Here is a 15,036-nt window from a genome sequence, read left to right as displayed (position 1 = left end):
AGATCAGGCGAATTTACCCAAGGCACGGTCAATCACCGGCAAACGCAGCGCATAAGCGCCCGCTCCCAGCAGGGCGATCACGCCTTGGACTACCGCCCAGAACAGCGGGAATTCCCATCCACCACCTTCGTTTGAGAAGGTCCAGCCGAACCCGGCATGAGCCCAGACCGACCCAAGGAGGATGGCAATCAGCGGCAAGGACACAAGACGGACCGCAACGCCAGCGATCAACAAAAGACCCCCACCAAGCTCAGCGAGGATTGTCAGGTAAGCAAAGAAGCCCGGCAGCCCGAGGCTTTCAAAAAACGCGACGGTGCCGGGAATGGTGAAAAGGCTCACCTTCATCCACCCGTGGGCGAGAAAGAGAACACCGCTGGAGAGGCGGAGCGCCAGTGCGGCGAGGTCGGTATTGGATTGCGTTGTCATTCGTTTGTTTCCTTTCGGGGGAGGCCACCCGCAAGCGGCCTGTTGTTGGTATGGCCCCTACATACGCCTTGCTTGTTTCGCTCCAAATGGCGAATGTATGGAATGACTATCCATGAAGTGTACTGAATAAGATGGACCTTTTCGATCAATTGCGCGCTTTCGTGGCGACGGCTCGAAGTGGATCGTTTACGGCGGCCGCCGAAGAATTGGGCACCTCCAACCGCCTGACGTCAAAGTATGTGGCCGAGCTTGAACAAAAGCTTGGGGTTCGCCTGCTGCAAAGAACGACACGTCAGGTTGGGTTGTCCCCGGCTGGGGAAACCTTGCTGGCCGGTGTCCCCGCGCTCCTTGATGGGATCGACGACCTCCTAGAGGAAGTTTCGCAAGGGTCCGAAGGTCTGTCCGGTCCGCTCCGGATCACGGCCCCCGTCACTTTTGGCGAGATTTACGTGGCCGGCATGCTGGCACGCTTCGGCGCCATTTACCCTGATCTAACAATCGATCTGCGATTGAGCGATACCTATGCGGACCTTGCATCAGATGGGATCGACCTGGCCCTGCGCATTGGCCATTTCGATCTGTCGTCCATGAAGGTCCGCCGCCTGACCCGTTTCGAAAGCATTCTTGTCGCCAGCCCCGCCTTTCTGGCCCAGAGTCCCAAGATCACAAGGCCTGAAGACCTGTCCGAGGTAAGCTGTATCGTCGATACGAACCGGCGCCTTGCGCGTCGCTGGAACTTCACTCGGGCGTCTGAGGAACGGGTCGTCCAAGTCAAAGGACGGTTTCAGGTGAACTCCGCTCACGCGGCGGCAGAACTCGCGCGCCAAGGGCTTGGGGTGGCCTATATCCCGAGCTTCGCGGTGAGTGACGCCATCGAACGCGGTGCGCTGGTGCCGCTTTTGCCCGAGTGGACCGGGGAGAAAGGCGATGTGGCGGCGGTCTACCTCGAAGGCCGCGCCCTTCCGCGCAAGGTACGGACGCTTATCGATTTTATCGTGGCCGACATAGGCGAAACCTCATTCTAAGGCCTCCAACGCTAAAGGTGGATCGCCTTGCACGGTCAGGCCTCTGGCGGCAATCCTTAACCGCCGAAAAGATTCTGAGGCCGGTTGGTTATTCCGGCCCTCTGACTTCCAGAGATCCAGTTGCAGTATCCTGCGAACCCTCGGCATCGACCACTCATTGGTCGGTGCCGGGGGAGTTGTGTTCCCCCCTCCGACCGCAACATGGAAACGACCGAAATGAACCGAAAAACTCTTATCCTCGCTCAAATCCTCATCACCTTCATGATGGCGGTTTTAATGTCAGGCACAATGTCGCTATTGATCATGGGGCTTACCATGGAATGGCTTTTGGCTTGGCCTTGGCAAGCGTTCACCGCCTGGCCTATCGCCTTTGTCTTCACCCAATTCACGACGCCATTGGCATTCGCAATCGCCAATCGGACCATCGCAAAATAATCCGTATTTGGCGTGAACCAATTTATGCAGTGGGGGATAACCCGCTGCACGACCGCCCCCTGCGCGCCCTATCCGAGAATGCGGGAAATTCCGGCCTGCACCTTCAGCAGCGCGGGCAGGTAACTTTCGACCAACTCTTCCGGATCCGGCTGCGTGGCCGCCATTCCGGTGTTCAGAGCAGCGACCACGGTACCCTTGCTGTTGAGCACTGGCACCGCGAGCGAGCGCAGACTGATCTCAACTTCTTGATCGACCACCGCATAGCCGCGCGTCCGGGCCGCCTGCACTTGCATCATGATCTCATCCGGATCCGTTAGGCTTAACCGGGTGCGCGGGGAGAGGTCGGACGCCTCAATAATCCGGCGCGCTTCCGCATCTGGCATCGCGGCCAACAGCACCCGCCCCATGGAGGTGCTATGTGCCGGCAGGCGTGATCCGGGCATCAGGCCGATCGACATGACCCGCCGCTGCGACGCGCGGGCGAGATAGACAATCTCAGTCTCGTCAAGAATGGCGACGGAGCAGCTTTGGCTGATTTGTTCGGTCAGTTGATCCAGCCACGGCTGCACGACCTGGGGCAGTTGCAAGCCACCAATGGCCCCGGTGCCAAGGCGCAGGCAGCGATGCGTCAGCGTAAAGAACTTCCCGTCATAGGCAGCGTAGCCTTCGGCATGGAGCGTCAACAGGCACCGGCGCGAGGTGGCACGGTCAAGCCCGGTCAGCGCCGCGACCTCGCTGATCGACAGCTTGGGGCGCTGTGCGTTGAAACATTCGATCACCCGAAGCCCCTTGGCGAGAGAGGAAATTGTGTTGCTGGATTTGTTCGTCATACGCACATGAAATTACGCATAGCGAACAAATGTCAACATACGCACAAAATTCTGGCTCTGCATACGCCCGACCGCTAGACCCTCTGCAACTTGAGGAGACCAGCAATGGACAAAACAGTTCCTACTGTGGCTGAGGCCGTAGCCGACATTCCGGATGGGGCGACGATTATGATCGGGGGGTTTGGCGGCTCTGGCGCGCCAATCGAAATGATCCACGCCCTTATCGATCGCTTCCGCGCCACCGGCAGCCCGGCGGACATCACTGTCATTAACAACAACGCGGGCAACGGCTATTGCGGGATCGCGGCGATGATCAAAGTGGGCATGGTCCGCAAGATGATCTGCTCTTTCCCGCGCAGCTCCAACGCCGAAGCGTTCAATGAAAAATACCTCGGGGGCGAGATCGAACTCGACCTCGTGCCCCAAGGCACGTTGGCCGAGCGCATCCGCGCCGCCGGTGCCGGCATCCCCGCCTTCTACACGCCGACCTCCTTCGGCACGGAACTTGCCGAAGGCAAACCGACCGAGGAATTTGATGGCAAGATGTATGTCCGCGAAAGATGGCTGAAGGCGGATTTTGCGCTGATCAAGGGGCAGGACGGTGACCGTACCGGCAACCTGACCTACCGCATGGCGGGCCGCAATTTTAACCCGCTTATGGCGATGGCGGCAGCAAAAACCATTGCTCAGGTCAGCGTGCTGGGCGCGCCCGGCAGCATCGACCCGCAAGAAGTCATCACCCCGGGCATCTTTGTCGACGCAATCGTGGAAGTGGCAGAACCTCAACAAGAAGAAGTGCTTGTGCGCACGGGAGTGATTTACTGATGGCGGAGTTCAACATCATGCAAGACAAGCTTTCGAACGCGCAGATCGCATGGCGCGCGGCGCAGGATATCGAAGACGGAACTTACGTTAACCTCGGCATCGGCTTCCCCGAGATGATCGCCAAATTCCAGCCCGAAGGCCGCGACGTGACCTATCACACCGAAAACGGGGTTCTGGGTTTCGGTCAGGCCCCGAAAGAGGGCGAAGAGGATTGGGATCTGATCAATGCAGGCAAGAAGCCCATCACGCTCAAGCCCGGTGCCGCGTTCTTCCACCATGCCGACAGTTTCGCGATGGTCCGCGGTGGGCATCTCGACCTCGCCGTGTTGGGGGCCTATCAGGTTGCTCAGAATGGCGATCTGGCGAATTGGCGCGTCGGCACCAAGGGCGTGCCTGCTGTGGGCGGCGCGATGGACCTTGTACATGGTGCAAAACGCGTGGCTGTGGTCACCGATCACGTCACCAAGGATGGCGGCCCGAAACTGGTCGAGCGCTGCACCTTTCCGCTGACCGGATTGGGATGTGTCACCCAAGTCTATACCTCCCTTGCGGTGATCGACATCAAGAGCGGCAGGTTCATCCTGCGGGAGAAAGTGCCTGGGCTCAGCATGGACGCTCTACAGGCCGTCACCGGGGCCACGTTGCACATTGAAGGCAATGTTGCCGATCTTATCGTACCGGAGGAACTGGCATGATTGATGTCTATATCTGTGATTACATCCGCACCCCCATTGGCCGATATGGCGGGGCGCTGTCCTCTGTCCGGGCCGATGATCTGGGCGCTGTGCCCCTCAGGGCGTTGATTGACCGCAACCCCTCCTTGGACCCTGCAGCAATCGACGAAGTCATCTTTGGCTGCGCCAATCAGGCGGGCGAGGACAACCGCAACGTCGCGCGCATGTCCCTGCTACTGGCGGGCTATCCCGAGACCGTCCCCGGCACCACGATGAACCGGCTCTGCGGCTCTGGCATGGACGCGGTGATCACCGCCGCGCGGGCGATCAAGGCTGGAGAGGCTGAATTGATCGTTGCGGGCGGGGTTGAGAGCATGTCGCGCGCGCCCTTCGTAATGCCCAAGGCCGCGACCGCCTTTGCACGGAACAACGAGGTCTTTGACACCACCATCGGCTGGCGTTTCGTCAACAAGATGATGAAGGCACAATACGGCGTCGATTCAATGCCCGAAACCGCGGAGAACGTGGCGGAGGATTTTGACGTTAACCGTGCAGATCAAGATGCCTTCGCCCTGCGGTCCCAGCAAAAAGCAGGCGCCGCCATGGCAAGCGGGCGTCTGGCGCAAGAGATCGTGCCTGTCTCTATCCCACAGCGCCGGGGCGATCCTATCCTTGTGTCAGAAGATGAACATCCCCGCCCTTCGACCACCTTGGAAGCGCTGCAAAAGCTTAAACCCTTCGTCAAAGCGGATGGCACGGTGACGGCGGGCAATGCTTCCGGCGTCAATGATGGTGCTGCCGCATTGATCCTCGCCACGAAAGCGGCCGCAGAGAAACATGGGCTGACTCCCATCGCCAAAGTCCTCGGCGGCGCGACTGCCGGAGTTGCACCGCGCATCATGGGCTTTGGTCCTGCGCCTGCGTCAAAGAAGCTGATGACGCGGCTCGGGCTGAAACAAGAGGATTTCAGTGTCATCGAACTGAACGAGGCTTTTGCGTCACAGGGCCTTGCCACCTTACGTGATTTGGGCATCGCAGACGACGATCCACGGGTGAACCCCAACGGCGGTGCAATCAGTCTTGGACATCCGCTTGGCATGTCAGGGGCCAGGATCACCGGCACGGCCATGCTAGAGTTAAAACCCGGAGAGAAGTCCCTTTCTACAATGTGTATCGGCGTTGGCCAAGGGATCGCCATCGCATTGGAGGCCGTCTGAACCGCTGGCAGTAGTGCTGGAATGGCGATCCCATTGGTGCCGGTAGATACCTGAACTGAGGGAAAGCCGATCTAGCGCCATCCGAAGCCCTGCCTGCAAGTTCAGCCATTCAGACGACAGGATAGTTTGACGCTGGCAGGCGTTCATAGAAGAGGTTAGGACGAATGCGGAGGACCACCCATGCGCAACCCCGACAGCCTCACGACCAGACCCAACGAAGACACACCCCAAGGTCTGGCCTTTGCCATTACAGCCTATGTGTTCTGGGGGTTCCTGCCGCTCTATATGAAGGCGCTGTCGCATATCCCGGCGGCCGAAGTTGTTGCGCACCGGGTGGTCTGGTCTGTGCCGATTGCCGCGTTTGTACTCGTGGCGATGCGGCGGACGCGGGATTTGAAAGCGGCGTTGCTTTCCCCTCGAACGCTGCTCATGGGTGCGGTAACGGCGACGCTGATCTCGGTCAACTGGGGCATCTATGTTTGGGCGATTGCCTCCGGACACGCGCTTGATGCGGCACTGGGATATTACATTAACCCACTGTTCAGCATTCTCTTGGGCGCGCTCCTTTTGGGCGAACGCATGTCCAAACGGCAGCTAATTGCAGTTGGCCTCGCCGTAGGAGCCGTGCTCGTGCTGGCACTGGATACCGGATCGACCCCATGGGTTGCTTTGGGGCTGACATTAAGCTGGGGCTTTTACGCCTTGGCGAAAAAGAGCCTGCCGATCGGGCCGAACCAAGGCTTCCTGCTCGAAGTGCTCCTCCTGCTCGTCCCGGCCCTCGCCTATATCGCCTACCTTACATCGACCGGTCAGGGGAATTTTCTCACTGGGGCGCCTGTCGATACTTGGCTTTTGCTGGGCTGTGGCGCGGTTACAGCCGTGCCTTTGTTAATTTACGCCAACGGCGCCAAGCTCTTGCGTCTCTCGACCATTGGAATTCTGCAGTACATTGCGCCCACGATGATCTTCATCGTGGCGGTCTTTGTTTTCGGCGAAGAATTTGGCCGCGCGCGGATGATCGCCTTTCCGATGATATGGGCGGCGCTGATCCTCTATTCGTCTTCGATGCTTCAACAAATGCGTCGGAGCCGCCCTGCCAAGGGGTCCTTAGGGCAGGGCTAAAGCTTTAAAAATTCTGCCGCACACTCCCCAGAATGGTCAATTAGGCTGCCTGATTTGTAAGTGAAACGAATGGCTTCCTTCAAAGGCGCACATTATCTTGGTGCCTGGACGAAATATTCGCAAAGGCAGCTGTTTCTATTCGTATCGAAACTGCAGACCGCGTTGGCCAGACCTTTGACTTCATGCTGGCTGAACACCCAGACACGACGGCAGCGCAAAGCTATTTAATCAAGGCTTAGCGTCGCCTATCAGGAACCGGAAACCGGAACTGCCAAGACCGAGTTCAAAATCGTGCTGACAATCTCTTCTTTAAGCTTTCTTTGCCCCTCTTGGGAGACGATCTCATCCCCAAAAACCCGGGTGAAGGTAGGTTCGTTGGACACGTTAAAAAAGCACAGGGCGCTTATTTTCCAATGTAGCCGAAGGGGATCGATATCCGAGCGAAACACTTTCATCTCGCGTCCACGCTCGAGGATTTCTTTTAACTGATCAACCGCCGGCGTGTTGCCTGATCGAATGGTTTCCGAGGCGGTCAGATGTATGCCTCGATGAATGTTCTCAATCATCACCAAGCGGATAAAATCTTCGTTGTCGCGGTGGTGTGAAAAGGTAAATTTGACCAGCTTTGAGAGAGCTTCAACAGGGTCGAGGTTCTCCAGCTCAAGGGCCCTCTCGCCTTCTCGCACATCGTTGTAGGCCTGTTCGAGTACTTCGCGATAGAGGCTCTCTTTGTCCTTAAAGTAGTAAAAAATCATCCGCTTGGACGTTTTTGTCTTCTCCGCGATGTCCTGCACCCGCGCGCCTGACAAGCCGTGGGCGGCGAACTCCGCTCGCGCCACGCGAAGGATATCCGCTTTAACGGCTTCGGGGTCCTGCTTCCATGAAGTGCGCTGACGACTCGTTGATGCTTTGGCGGATGTGGTCATGCGTAACTCCCTAACGGTCCGACCAGCATAGCACAATTAACTGATTGGTACATATCTGTTGACACACAATTAACCAAATGGTTCATTGCGGGCATTCCAGCGTGCCGGGAGGATTCGCTGGATGTATCGGAGGTAACGAATGTCGTCGCAGATCAAGAAGCAGACCAAGCATGCGCAAGACGACGGATCTGCCGATTTGTTGATCGGACTGGTGGGCCGAGGCATTCAACAGTCCCGCACCCCAAGGATGCACATGGCCGAGGGAGCTGCCCAAGGGCATCGCATTCTCTACCAAATTCTTGATGCCGATGCTTTTCCGCGAGGGGAGGCACCGCTGGAAAAAATCGTCGACGCCGCCGAGCTTTGCGGTTTTGCCGGGCTGAACGTGACCTTTCCTTATAAAATCGACGTCATGGCCTTCTTGGACGAGTTATCTCCGAACGCCCGCGCCATTGGGGCCGTCAACACCGTGGTCTTTCGCAACGGGCGTCGCATCGGTCACAACACTGACAAATGGGGGTTCGAAGAAGGCTTCCGTCGGAACTTGCCGGACGCGAAAATGGGCCATATTGTGCAAATTGGCGCGGGCGGCGCAGGGGTTGCTGTCGCTCATGCGCTCCTGTCCCTTGGTGCCGATCGCTTGACGATCACTGACACGAACACGGCGCGCGCTGCAGCTCTGGTGACGCAGCTTTCCCAAAATGCTGGTGCCGCGCAGGTCGATGCCATCGGTCTCGACCAACTACCGGAGATCGCTCCTACAGGTGTCGTAAACGCGACCCCCATGGGGATGGCGAAGCTGCCGGGCTCGGCCTACCCGGTCGAATTGCTGCATCCCGATTTATGGGTCGCCGATATTGTCTATTTCCCGCTTGAAACCGAGCTGCTTGCCGCCGCGCGCGCGGCAGGATGCCGGGTTTTGCTGGGCTCTGGAATGGCCGTCTATCAGGCCGTGCGGGCCTATGAACTCTTTACCGGGCGCAAGCCCGACCCGATGCGGATGAAAGCCACATTCGACGCTTTCATCTCATGAGACTTGCCGCGCAGGCGGCGACCGAACGCAAAATGGAGGATAGCATGCGTTTCAATTTTACCACCCTCACCACGGCCACGGCGCTCGCCCTTGGCCTTGCCGCCGCCGGCGCACAGGCTCAGACCCTGCGCATTGCCCATGTTGATCCCGATGAGTGGACCGGCTCCAAGAAAGGCGCGGCAGCCCAGATTTTCCGCAACATTGTCGAAGGCGAGACTGATCTGGAAGTTGAAATCTTCCCGGCGGGTGCTTTGGGTAACGAAGACGAACTGGTCGGGCAAGTTCAGGAAGGCCTTCTGCAAATGGCCATCGTATCGGGGGCCATGTCCAAAGCCTGCCCCGCGGCCTCGGTTCTCGACATCCCCTACACGTTCTCTTCTGCAACCGTCGCTTGGGAGGTGCTTGACGGTGAATTCGGTGAAGCACTGTCTGAGCACTGTCTTGAGCAGACCGGGATGCGGACCTTGGCCTATGGTGAAACCGGCTTTCGCAATTTTACCAACAACGTGCGCGAAATCCGTACCCCAGCCGATATGGAAGGCTTGAAATTTCGGGTACAACCGATCCCACTCTATCTTGAGATGGTCAGCGGCTTGGGCGGCGAACCGACCCCGATCGCATGGACGGAACTGCCGAATGCGTTGTCCACCGGTGTGGTTGACGGGCAAGAGAACCCGGTCGGCGTCATCTACAATAACGGTCTGCATCAACTCCAAAAATACATGACCCTTGATGGTCACGTTTACGCGGCAGACTTTATCGTCGTCAGCGATGAATTCTTCCAGACCCTGACCGCCCCCCAGCAAGAGGTCGTGACCCGCGCCGCCATCGTGGCCGGCAATATGGGCCGCTCAATCCAGCAGTGGACAACGGCGCAGGGCGTGCTTTCGGTTCAAGAAGAAGGCATGCAGGTCTATTCGCCCACCGCAGAAGAACTCGCCATGTTTGCCGAGAAAGCGCAGCCAGCAGTGGTTGAGTTCCTGCGCGGCGAATTAGGCGAGAACGCCACTTGGATCGATGAGCTCCAATCGGCAGTGGCAGCAACGCAATAAGCTGCTCCTACAGCCAGGCCGTCTTCGGCCTGGCTACACCATACTAACCGCGGAGGAGCCTGGGTCATGGACAGACTGAATAGAATAGTTGCTCAAGTCTTCGGCTGGGGAGCCGGGCTTTCGATGATGCTGGTGTTTGCGATCATCTTCATCAATTCCCTACGGCGCTACACCGTGGGCCAGTCGGTCCAATGGGGCGAGGAACTGCCGGTCTATCTGGCTGCCTATGGCGTGATGTTCGGCATCTCAATGGCCTATATGCAAGACCGCCATATCCGCTTCACGATCCTGATCGATTTTCTGAGCGACCAGCGCAAGACACTGATGTTCGCGCTCAGCGACCTTGTGATGATGGTAACCGGAGTGCTGCTGGTCCTTTCTGGCCTCGCCTTTCTCGAACGTCGCGGCAACACAATGTCCTCCGGCATGTTCGGTCTGGCACGCTGGCTGGAAAAGAGCACAGGGATCGAGGCCTTTGCCGCGCTCGGCACCCTTGGCGTCTACCAGTTTTCGCTGATCCTTGGCGGCGCAATGATCACCTTTGCGGCGGTTCTGAAATTCGTCGAGCGCCTGATCGCGCTCCGGGGGAACTGAAATGGTCTATATCATCCTTATCGCAGGGCTTCTCATTGGTGTGCCGATTGCCTTCGCGATCCTCGCCTCTTTGAGCTATTTCATGGCGGTGAGTGAAGCCCCCTACGCGCTGCGCATCGTCGCGACCGAACTGTTCAACGGGCTGAACTCCTACCCGTTGCTGGCCATTCCGCTTTTTGTGCTGGCTGGCGAATTGATGAACGAGAGCGGTATTACCGGACGGATCATCGCTTTTGCCAACGTCCTTGTAGGTCGGATGCGCGCCGGGCTTGCGATGGTCAACATCTGGGCCTCGGTCATCTTCGCGGGTCTGTCTGGCTCCGCTGTCGCCGACACCTCTGCCATCGGCCGGGTATTTATCCCCGAAATGGAAAAACATGGCTATGACCGTGCCTATGCGGCGGCCCTGACAGCGGCCTCATCGGTTATCGGACCGATTATTCCCCCTTCGATACCGGTCATCATCTATGCGTTAATCGTCACCGGGGTCTCGGTCCCTGCCCTGTTCATGGCCGGCGTGATCCCCGGCTTGTTACTGGCCGTCTTTCTCTCCGGCTACGTCATGCTAACGGTTGATATGACCAAGATCCGGCAGGCGGCCGACGACATGCCCGACGCGCAACCGGCCCGAGAGGCGCTGCTTGGGGGCATCTTGCCACTGCTGATGCCGGTTTTTGTTGTCGGATCAATCCTGCTCGGCGTGGTGACACCCACAGAGGCCGCCAGCTTTGCGGTCGCCTATGCGCTGGTTGTAGGCCTTTTTGTCTATCGCAAGATTGCATTTAAACGCCTTCCTATTATCTTTACCGAAGCGATGCGCGATAGCGCCGTGATTCTAATCATCATCGCGGCGGTTTCGGCAGCCAACTGGCTGTTGGCCTACAACCGTGTTCCCAACATGCTGACCGATTGGGTGTTGGGCAATGTTGACAGCAAGACCACGTTCTTGATCGCCGTCATCATTCTGTTTCTCTTTGTCGGTCTCTTCCTCGAAGGCATCGCCGCGATGCTGGTGCTGGTGCCGATTCTCCACCCTATCGCCGTAAGTCTGGGCATTGATCCGGTTCACTTCGGCATTCTGGTGATTTTCAACCTGATGATCGGCCTGATTACCCCGCCTCTGGGCCTCTGTCTGTTTGTGGCAGAGGGCATTGCGGGCGTCGGCATGGCGCGCATGGTCAAGGCAATCCTGCCGTTCTTTCTGGTCGAGGTACTGGTCCTGTTGGTTCTTACATTTGTGCCGCAGACAGTGACTTGGCTGCCGCAAGTCCTGGGGTATTGAGATGAAAACATCCATCGCAACAGTGTCCATATCCGGCAATTTCCCGGAGAAACTCGAAGCCATTGCCGCTGCCGGTTTTGATGGTATCGAAATCTTCGAACAGGACTTTATCGCCCATGACGGGGACCCCAAAGAAGTGGGCGACATGATCCGCGCCATGGGTCTTGAGATCACCCTCTTTCAGCCATTCCGCGATTTCGAAGGTTTGCCAGAACCGCACCGGGCAAAGGTTTTTGATCGGGTGGAACGCAAGTTTGACCTGATGCAAGACCTTGGCACAGACCTTGTTCTTATCTGTTCAAGCTGCCACCCGGAGGCTCTTGGCGGCATCGACCGGTCTGCGGCGGACTTCAACGAGCTCGGCGATAGGGCGGCCAAGCGCGGCCTGCGGGTCGGCTATGAGGCGCTGGCGTGGGGGCGGCACGTCAATGACCACCGCGACGCATGGGAAATCGTACGCCGCGCCGATCACGGCTCGGTTGGCCTAATCCTCGACAGTTTTCACACACTGGCGCGCAGGATTGATCCGGAAACCATTCGCCGCATTCCCGGCGACAAAATCTTCTTTGTGCAACTCGCCGATGCCCCTGCAATTGACATGGATCTGCTCTATTGGTCGCGCCACTTTCGCAATATGCCGGGGGAAGGTGATCTGGATGTAACCGGCTTCATGAAGGCGGTCATGGCCACCGGGTATACGGGGCCAATTTCACTGGAGATCTTCAACGATCAGTTCCGCGGGGGCCATCCCAAGACCATCGCAAAGGACGGCTATCGATCTTTAGTCGCTTTGATGGACGACGTGCGGCGTGAAGAACCGGCGACGACGCCGACATCCCCCGCTCTACCAAAACGCTCGAAGGTCGAAGGGGTGTCCTTCGTCGAGTTCGCCGCCCGGGGCACAGAAGCCGATGCGCTGGAGCGATTGCTCCAAACGCTCGGCTTCACTCTCTCCGGCACCCATATCGCCAAAAAGCTGTCCCTTTGGACCCAAGGCGATATACGGATCGTGGTGAACCGGGAGACCACCGGCTATGCCAGCAGCGCCTATACGACCCACGGCACAACCGTCTGCGACATCGGCATTTCCGTCGATGCGGCGACTGAGACCGTAAGCCGTGCCAAAGCGCTTGGTGCCGCGCCCTTTCATCAGCCGATTGGCCCCGGTGAGTTGGATATACCGGCCATTCGCGGGCTAAGCGGCAGTGTCCTGCATTTCATCGATCAAGGCAGCGGGCTGAATGATGTCTGGTCGGTCGAGTTCAACCAGACCGACGCCGAGCAGACCCATGCGGGCCTGACAAGCATCGATCACATTGCCCAGACCATGAGCTATGACGAAATGCTCAGTTGGTCCTTGTTTTATACCACGCTGTTCGACATGGGAAAATCTCCGATGGTCGATGTGGTAGACCCCGACGGGCTGGTGCGCAGCCAAGCTTTGGAAACCCGAGACGGCGCGTTTCGCATCACGCTTAATGGGGCAGAAACTCATCGCACCATGGCAGGCAACTTCCTTGCCGATAGCTTTGGCGCCTCCGTGCAGCACATCGCACTGGCGAGCGAAGACATCTTTGCCACCAGCAGCGCGATGCGGGCCAAAGGGTTCGAGCCACTGCCAATATCGGACAACTATTACGCCGACCTCGTCGCGCGGTTCGATCTGGATGCCGACATGCTTACCGCCCTTAAGGCAGGGAACATACTCTATGATGAGGATGCAAAAGGGGCGTTCTTCCAGTTCTACTCACGTCCTTACGCGGGGGGCATGTTCTTTGAAATCGTCGAGCGTCGTGGCGGATACGCGGGCTACGGCGCCCCCAATGCCCCCTTTAGAATTGCCGCTCAGAAACGACTGATGCGCCCGAAAGGAATGCCAAAGAAATGACCGACAAACATGACGCTGGAATGAAGGTGCGCCGCGCGGTGCTCGGAGATGCCCATGTAGACCGTGCGACCGCAAGCGAGACCGAGTTCGACAGCGCGTTCCAGACACTGATCACCGAAGCGGCTTGGGGAACTGTTTGGGCTTCTGATGCAATCTCGCGGCGAGAGCGGTCCATGGTCACACTTGCGCTCTTGGCCGCGACCAAGAACTTCGCCGAAATCCCGATGCATATCCGCGCCACCGCCAATACCGGCGCCACCCGACAGGACGTGATCGAAGTATTCCAGCATGTCGCCATCTACGCCGGGGTGCCCGCCGCGAACCACGCGATCGCGCTGGCCAAACAGATCTATGCAGAAATGGAGGAGGAACAATCATGAGCAATGGCGACCTCATCCAACGTGACCGCACATGGCATCCGCCTGCCCTTACGCCCGATTACAAAACCAGTGTCGCGCGCTCGCCGCGCCATGCGCTTTTGTCGCTGCAAAACTCGGACAGCGAACTGACCGGACCGACCTTTGGGCAAGGCGACATTGCAGAGATCGACAATGATCTGATCCTGAACTACGCCAAAACAGGAGACCCTATTGGGGAGCGCATTATCGTGCATGGTCGTGTCTTGGACGAAAACGCGCGGCCGGTTCCGAATACCCTTATCGAGATCTGGCAAGCGAACGCAGGCGGCCGCTATCGGCACAAGAAAGATAGTTACCTCGCGCCGATCGATCCGAACTTTGGCGGCTGCGGTCGCACATTGACCGATGCCAATGGGTACTACGTCTTCCGCACTGTCAAACCCGGCGCTTACCCATGGCGGAACTGGGTCAACAACTGGCGGCCGACCCATATCCATTTTTCTGTATTCGGGACCGCTTTTGCGCAGCGCCTGATCACCCAAATGTACTTTGAGGGCGACCCCCTCATCGCCAAATGCCCGATTGTGCAATCCATTCCGGAACAACGCGCCGTTGATCAGCTTGTCGCCGCATTGGATCTAAACGCCTCCCTGCCGCTCGACAGCATTGCCTATAAATTTGACATTGTCCTTCGGGGACGCCGCTCGACCTTCTTCGAAAACCGGCCAGAAGGGAACTAATCATGGTGCAAGCACTCGACTACCTCAAAGAAACCGCATCTCAGACGGCTGGGCCCTATGTTCACATCGGGCTCGTGCCCGGCGACGCCGGCTTCGATATCTACGACCACGAACTGGGGCGGGACATTGCTGGCCCGAAGGCTGCAGGTCCACGTATCACCGTCACCGGTACGGTAACCGACGGCACCGGCGCGCCGGTTAAGGACATTTTGATTGAGGTCTGGCAGGCAAATGCTGCAGGCATCTATCGCGGAAAAGGCGAGGTTGAAGACGGCTTTCACGGTTGGGGGAGGGTCACGCCCGATTTCGAGACCGGGGTATTCAGCTTTGAGACCGTGAAGCCCGGCAAGGTGACCGGGCCCGATGCCCGGCCAATGGCACCGCACCTCAATCTCTGGCTGGTGGCTCGGGGCATTAATGTTGGGCTCAACACGAGAATGTACTTCGGTGACGAAGACGCGGCCAATGCGGCTGATCCAGTCCTCACCCTGATTGAACAGCCCCTGCGCCGTGAGACGCTGATCGCGCACGCCGATGGCAACGCCTATCACTTCGACATTCGCCTACAGGGCGAGGGCGAAACCGTATTCTTCGATCTATGAGGCCGC

General features: G+C 58.1%; 17 protein-coding genes. 14 read left to right on the top strand and 3 right to left on the bottom strand.

Features of this window, described 5'->3' with window-relative positions:
- Positions 1 to 3 precede the first annotated feature (3 nt).
- Positions 4 to 426, bottom strand: a complete 423-nt coding sequence (locus K3758_RS18220; RefSeq protein ID WP_259950600.1) for a DoxX family protein — start codon at positions 424 to 426, stop codon at positions 4 to 6.
- Between the two features lie 131 nt (positions 427 to 557).
- On the opposite strand from K3758_RS18220, the gene K3758_RS18215 reads away from it, so the two are divergent.
- On the top strand, positions 558 to 1,451 hold the full coding sequence (locus tag K3758_RS18215; RefSeq protein WP_259950599.1) for a LysR family transcriptional regulator: 894 nt from the start codon (positions 558 to 560) through the stop codon (positions 1,449 to 1,451).
- A 201-nt stretch (positions 1,452 to 1,652) separates the two neighbouring features.
- The gene (locus K3758_RS18210; protein ID WP_259950598.1) at positions 1,653 to 1,886 is read left to right on the top strand and encodes a DUF2798 domain-containing protein; all 234 of its coding nucleotides are present in this window, start codon (positions 1,653 to 1,655) and stop codon (positions 1,884 to 1,886) included.
- Positions 1,887 to 1,954: 68 nt separating this feature from the next.
- On the opposite strand, the gene K3758_RS18205 is transcribed toward K3758_RS18210, so the two are convergent.
- Entirely contained in the window at positions 1,955 to 2,716 is a 762-nt protein-coding gene (locus K3758_RS18205) for an IclR family transcriptional regulator C-terminal domain-containing protein (RefSeq protein WP_259950593.1), read from the bottom strand.
- A gap of 105 nt (positions 2,717 to 2,821) precedes the next feature.
- On the opposite strand from K3758_RS18205, the gene K3758_RS18200 reads away from it, so the two are divergent.
- From K3758_RS18200 to rarD, 4 genes are all read left to right on the top strand, one after another.
- Positions 2,822 to 3,541, top strand: coding sequence for a 3-oxoacid CoA-transferase subunit A (locus tag K3758_RS18200; RefSeq protein WP_259950592.1), 720 nt, complete (start codon positions 2,822 to 2,824; stop codon positions 3,539 to 3,541).
- Between the two features lie 17 nt (positions 3,542 to 3,558).
- Positions 3,559 to 4,236 (top strand): 3-oxoacid CoA-transferase subunit B, encoded by a 678-nt coding sequence (locus K3758_RS18195; protein WP_311201546.1) that lies wholly within the window; start codon positions 3,559 to 3,561, stop codon positions 4,234 to 4,236.
- Positions 4,233 to 5,432 (top strand): 3-oxoadipyl-CoA thiolase, encoded by a 1,200-nt coding sequence (pcaF, locus tag K3758_RS18190; RefSeq protein WP_259950591.1) that lies wholly within the window; start codon positions 4,233 to 4,235, stop codon positions 5,430 to 5,432. The genes K3758_RS18195 and pcaF overlap by 4 nt, the downstream gene beginning before the upstream one ends.
- 180 nt (positions 5,433 to 5,612) lie before the next feature.
- Positions 5,613 to 6,554 carry an EamA family transporter RarD gene (gene rarD, locus K3758_RS18185; protein WP_259950590.1) on the top strand — a complete coding sequence of 314 codons (942 nt, stop codon included), beginning with the start codon at positions 5,613 to 5,615 and terminating at the stop codon, positions 6,552 to 6,554.
- A gap of 248 nt (positions 6,555 to 6,802) precedes the next feature.
- Here the strand turns inward: rarD and K3758_RS18180 are convergent, their stop codons facing one another.
- Positions 6,803 to 7,480, bottom strand: coding sequence for a TetR/AcrR family transcriptional regulator (locus K3758_RS18180; protein WP_259950589.1), 678 nt, complete (start codon positions 7,478 to 7,480; stop codon positions 6,803 to 6,805).
- A 139-nt stretch (positions 7,481 to 7,619) separates the two neighbouring features.
- Between K3758_RS18180 and K3758_RS18175 the strand changes: the two genes are divergently transcribed.
- The 8 genes from K3758_RS18175 (at position 7,620) to pcaG (ending at position 15,030) form a co-directional block, all read left to right on the top strand.
- Complete coding sequence (locus tag K3758_RS18175) at positions 7,620 to 8,513, top strand: shikimate dehydrogenase (protein ID WP_259950588.1); 894 nt, start codon at positions 7,620 to 7,622, stop codon at positions 8,511 to 8,513.
- A gap of 44 nt (positions 8,514 to 8,557) precedes the next feature.
- On the top strand, positions 8,558 to 9,565 hold the full coding sequence (locus tag K3758_RS18170) for a DctP family TRAP transporter solute-binding subunit (RefSeq protein ID WP_259950586.1): 1,008 nt from the start codon (positions 8,558 to 8,560) through the stop codon (positions 9,563 to 9,565).
- Between the two features lie 66 nt (positions 9,566 to 9,631).
- Positions 9,632 to 10,159: a TRAP transporter small permease gene (locus tag K3758_RS18165; RefSeq protein ID WP_120352675.1), complete on the top strand. Its 528-nt coding sequence runs from the start codon at positions 9,632 to 9,634 to the stop codon at positions 10,157 to 10,159.
- 1 nt (position 10,160) lies between these two features.
- A complete protein-coding gene (locus tag K3758_RS18160; protein WP_259950582.1) occupies positions 10,161 to 11,441 on the top strand; it encodes a TRAP transporter large permease in 1,281 nt (426 codons plus the stop codon).
- 1 nt (position 11,442) lies between these two features.
- Positions 11,443 to 13,329, top strand: a complete 1,887-nt coding sequence (locus K3758_RS18155; protein ID WP_259950581.1) for a bifunctional sugar phosphate isomerase/epimerase/4-hydroxyphenylpyruvate dioxygenase family protein — start codon at positions 11,443 to 11,445, stop codon at positions 13,327 to 13,329.
- Positions 13,326 to 13,709, top strand: coding sequence for a 4-carboxymuconolactone decarboxylase (gene pcaC / locus K3758_RS18150; protein WP_259950579.1), 384 nt, complete (start codon positions 13,326 to 13,328; stop codon positions 13,707 to 13,709). Before K3758_RS18155 ends, pcaC begins: the two co-directional genes overlap by 4 nt.
- Positions 13,706 to 14,428 carry a protocatechuate 3,4-dioxygenase subunit beta gene (gene pcaH / locus K3758_RS18145; RefSeq protein ID WP_259950577.1) on the top strand — a complete coding sequence of 241 codons (723 nt, stop codon included), beginning with the start codon at positions 13,706 to 13,708 and terminating at the stop codon, positions 14,426 to 14,428. Before pcaC ends, pcaH begins: the two co-directional genes overlap by 4 nt.
- Before the next feature lie 2 nt (positions 14,429 to 14,430).
- Positions 14,431 to 15,030 carry a protocatechuate 3,4-dioxygenase subunit alpha gene (gene pcaG, locus K3758_RS18140; protein ID WP_259950576.1) on the top strand — a complete coding sequence of 200 codons (600 nt, stop codon included), beginning with the start codon at positions 14,431 to 14,433 and terminating at the stop codon, positions 15,028 to 15,030.
- Positions 15,031 to 15,036 lie beyond the last annotated feature (6 nt).

It is taken from the genome of Sulfitobacter sp. W002 (assembly GCF_025142135.1).
Classification (GTDB): Bacteria; Pseudomonadota; Alphaproteobacteria; order Rhodobacterales; family Rhodobacteraceae; genus Sulfitobacter; species Sulfitobacter profundi.
This window is presented reverse-complemented; position numbering and strand designations above follow the sequence as displayed.

Bases quoted from the DNA above. Each gene is read 5' to 3' on its own strand.
- K3758_RS18155 (WP_259950581.1), top strand. From the start codon at position 11,443: ATGAAAACATCCATCGCAACAGTGTCCATATCCGGCAATTTCCCGGAG.
- pcaC (WP_259950579.1), top strand. From the start codon at position 13,326: ATGACCGACAAACATGACGCTGGAATGAAGGTGCGCCGCGCGGTGCTC.
- pcaF (WP_259950591.1), top strand. From the start codon at position 4,233: ATGATTGATGTCTATATCTGTGATTACATCCGCACCCCCATTGGCCGA.
- pcaH (WP_259950577.1), top strand. From the start codon at position 13,706: ATGAGCAATGGCGACCTCATCCAACGTGACCGCACATGGCATCCGCCT.
- K3758_RS18160 (WP_259950582.1), top strand. From the start codon at position 10,161: ATGGTCTATATCATCCTTATCGCAGGGCTTCTCATTGGTGTGCCGATT.
- K3758_RS18165 (WP_120352675.1), top strand. From the start codon at position 9,632: ATGGACAGACTGAATAGAATAGTTGCTCAAGTCTTCGGCTGGGGAGCC.
- K3758_RS18215 (WP_259950599.1), top strand. From the start codon at position 558: ATGGACCTTTTCGATCAATTGCGCGCTTTCGTGGCGACGGCTCGAAGT.
- K3758_RS18220 (WP_259950600.1), bottom strand. From the start codon at position 426: ATGACAACGCAATCCAATACCGACCTCGCCGCACTGGCGCTCCGCCTC.
- K3758_RS18170 (WP_259950586.1), top strand. From the start codon at position 8,558: ATGCGTTTCAATTTTACCACCCTCACCACGGCCACGGCGCTCGCCCTT.
- K3758_RS18210 (WP_259950598.1), top strand. From the start codon at position 1,653: ATGGAAACGACCGAAATGAACCGAAAAACTCTTATCCTCGCTCAAATC.
- rarD (WP_259950590.1), top strand. From the start codon at position 5,613: ATGCGCAACCCCGACAGCCTCACGACCAGACCCAACGAAGACACACCC.
- K3758_RS18205 (WP_259950593.1), bottom strand. From the start codon at position 2,716: ATGACGAACAAATCCAGCAACACAATTTCCTCTCTCGCCAAGGGGCTT.
- K3758_RS18180 (WP_259950589.1), bottom strand. From the start codon at position 7,480: ATGACCACATCCGCCAAAGCATCAACGAGTCGTCAGCGCACTTCATGG.
- pcaG (WP_259950576.1), top strand. From the start codon at position 14,431: ATGGTGCAAGCACTCGACTACCTCAAAGAAACCGCATCTCAGACGGCT.
- K3758_RS18200 (WP_259950592.1), top strand. From the start codon at position 2,822: ATGGACAAAACAGTTCCTACTGTGGCTGAGGCCGTAGCCGACATTCCG.
- K3758_RS18175 (WP_259950588.1), top strand. From the start codon at position 7,620: ATGTCGTCGCAGATCAAGAAGCAGACCAAGCATGCGCAAGACGACGGA.
- K3758_RS18195 (WP_311201546.1), top strand. From the start codon at position 3,559: ATGCAAGACAAGCTTTCGAACGCGCAGATCGCATGGCGCGCGGCGCAG.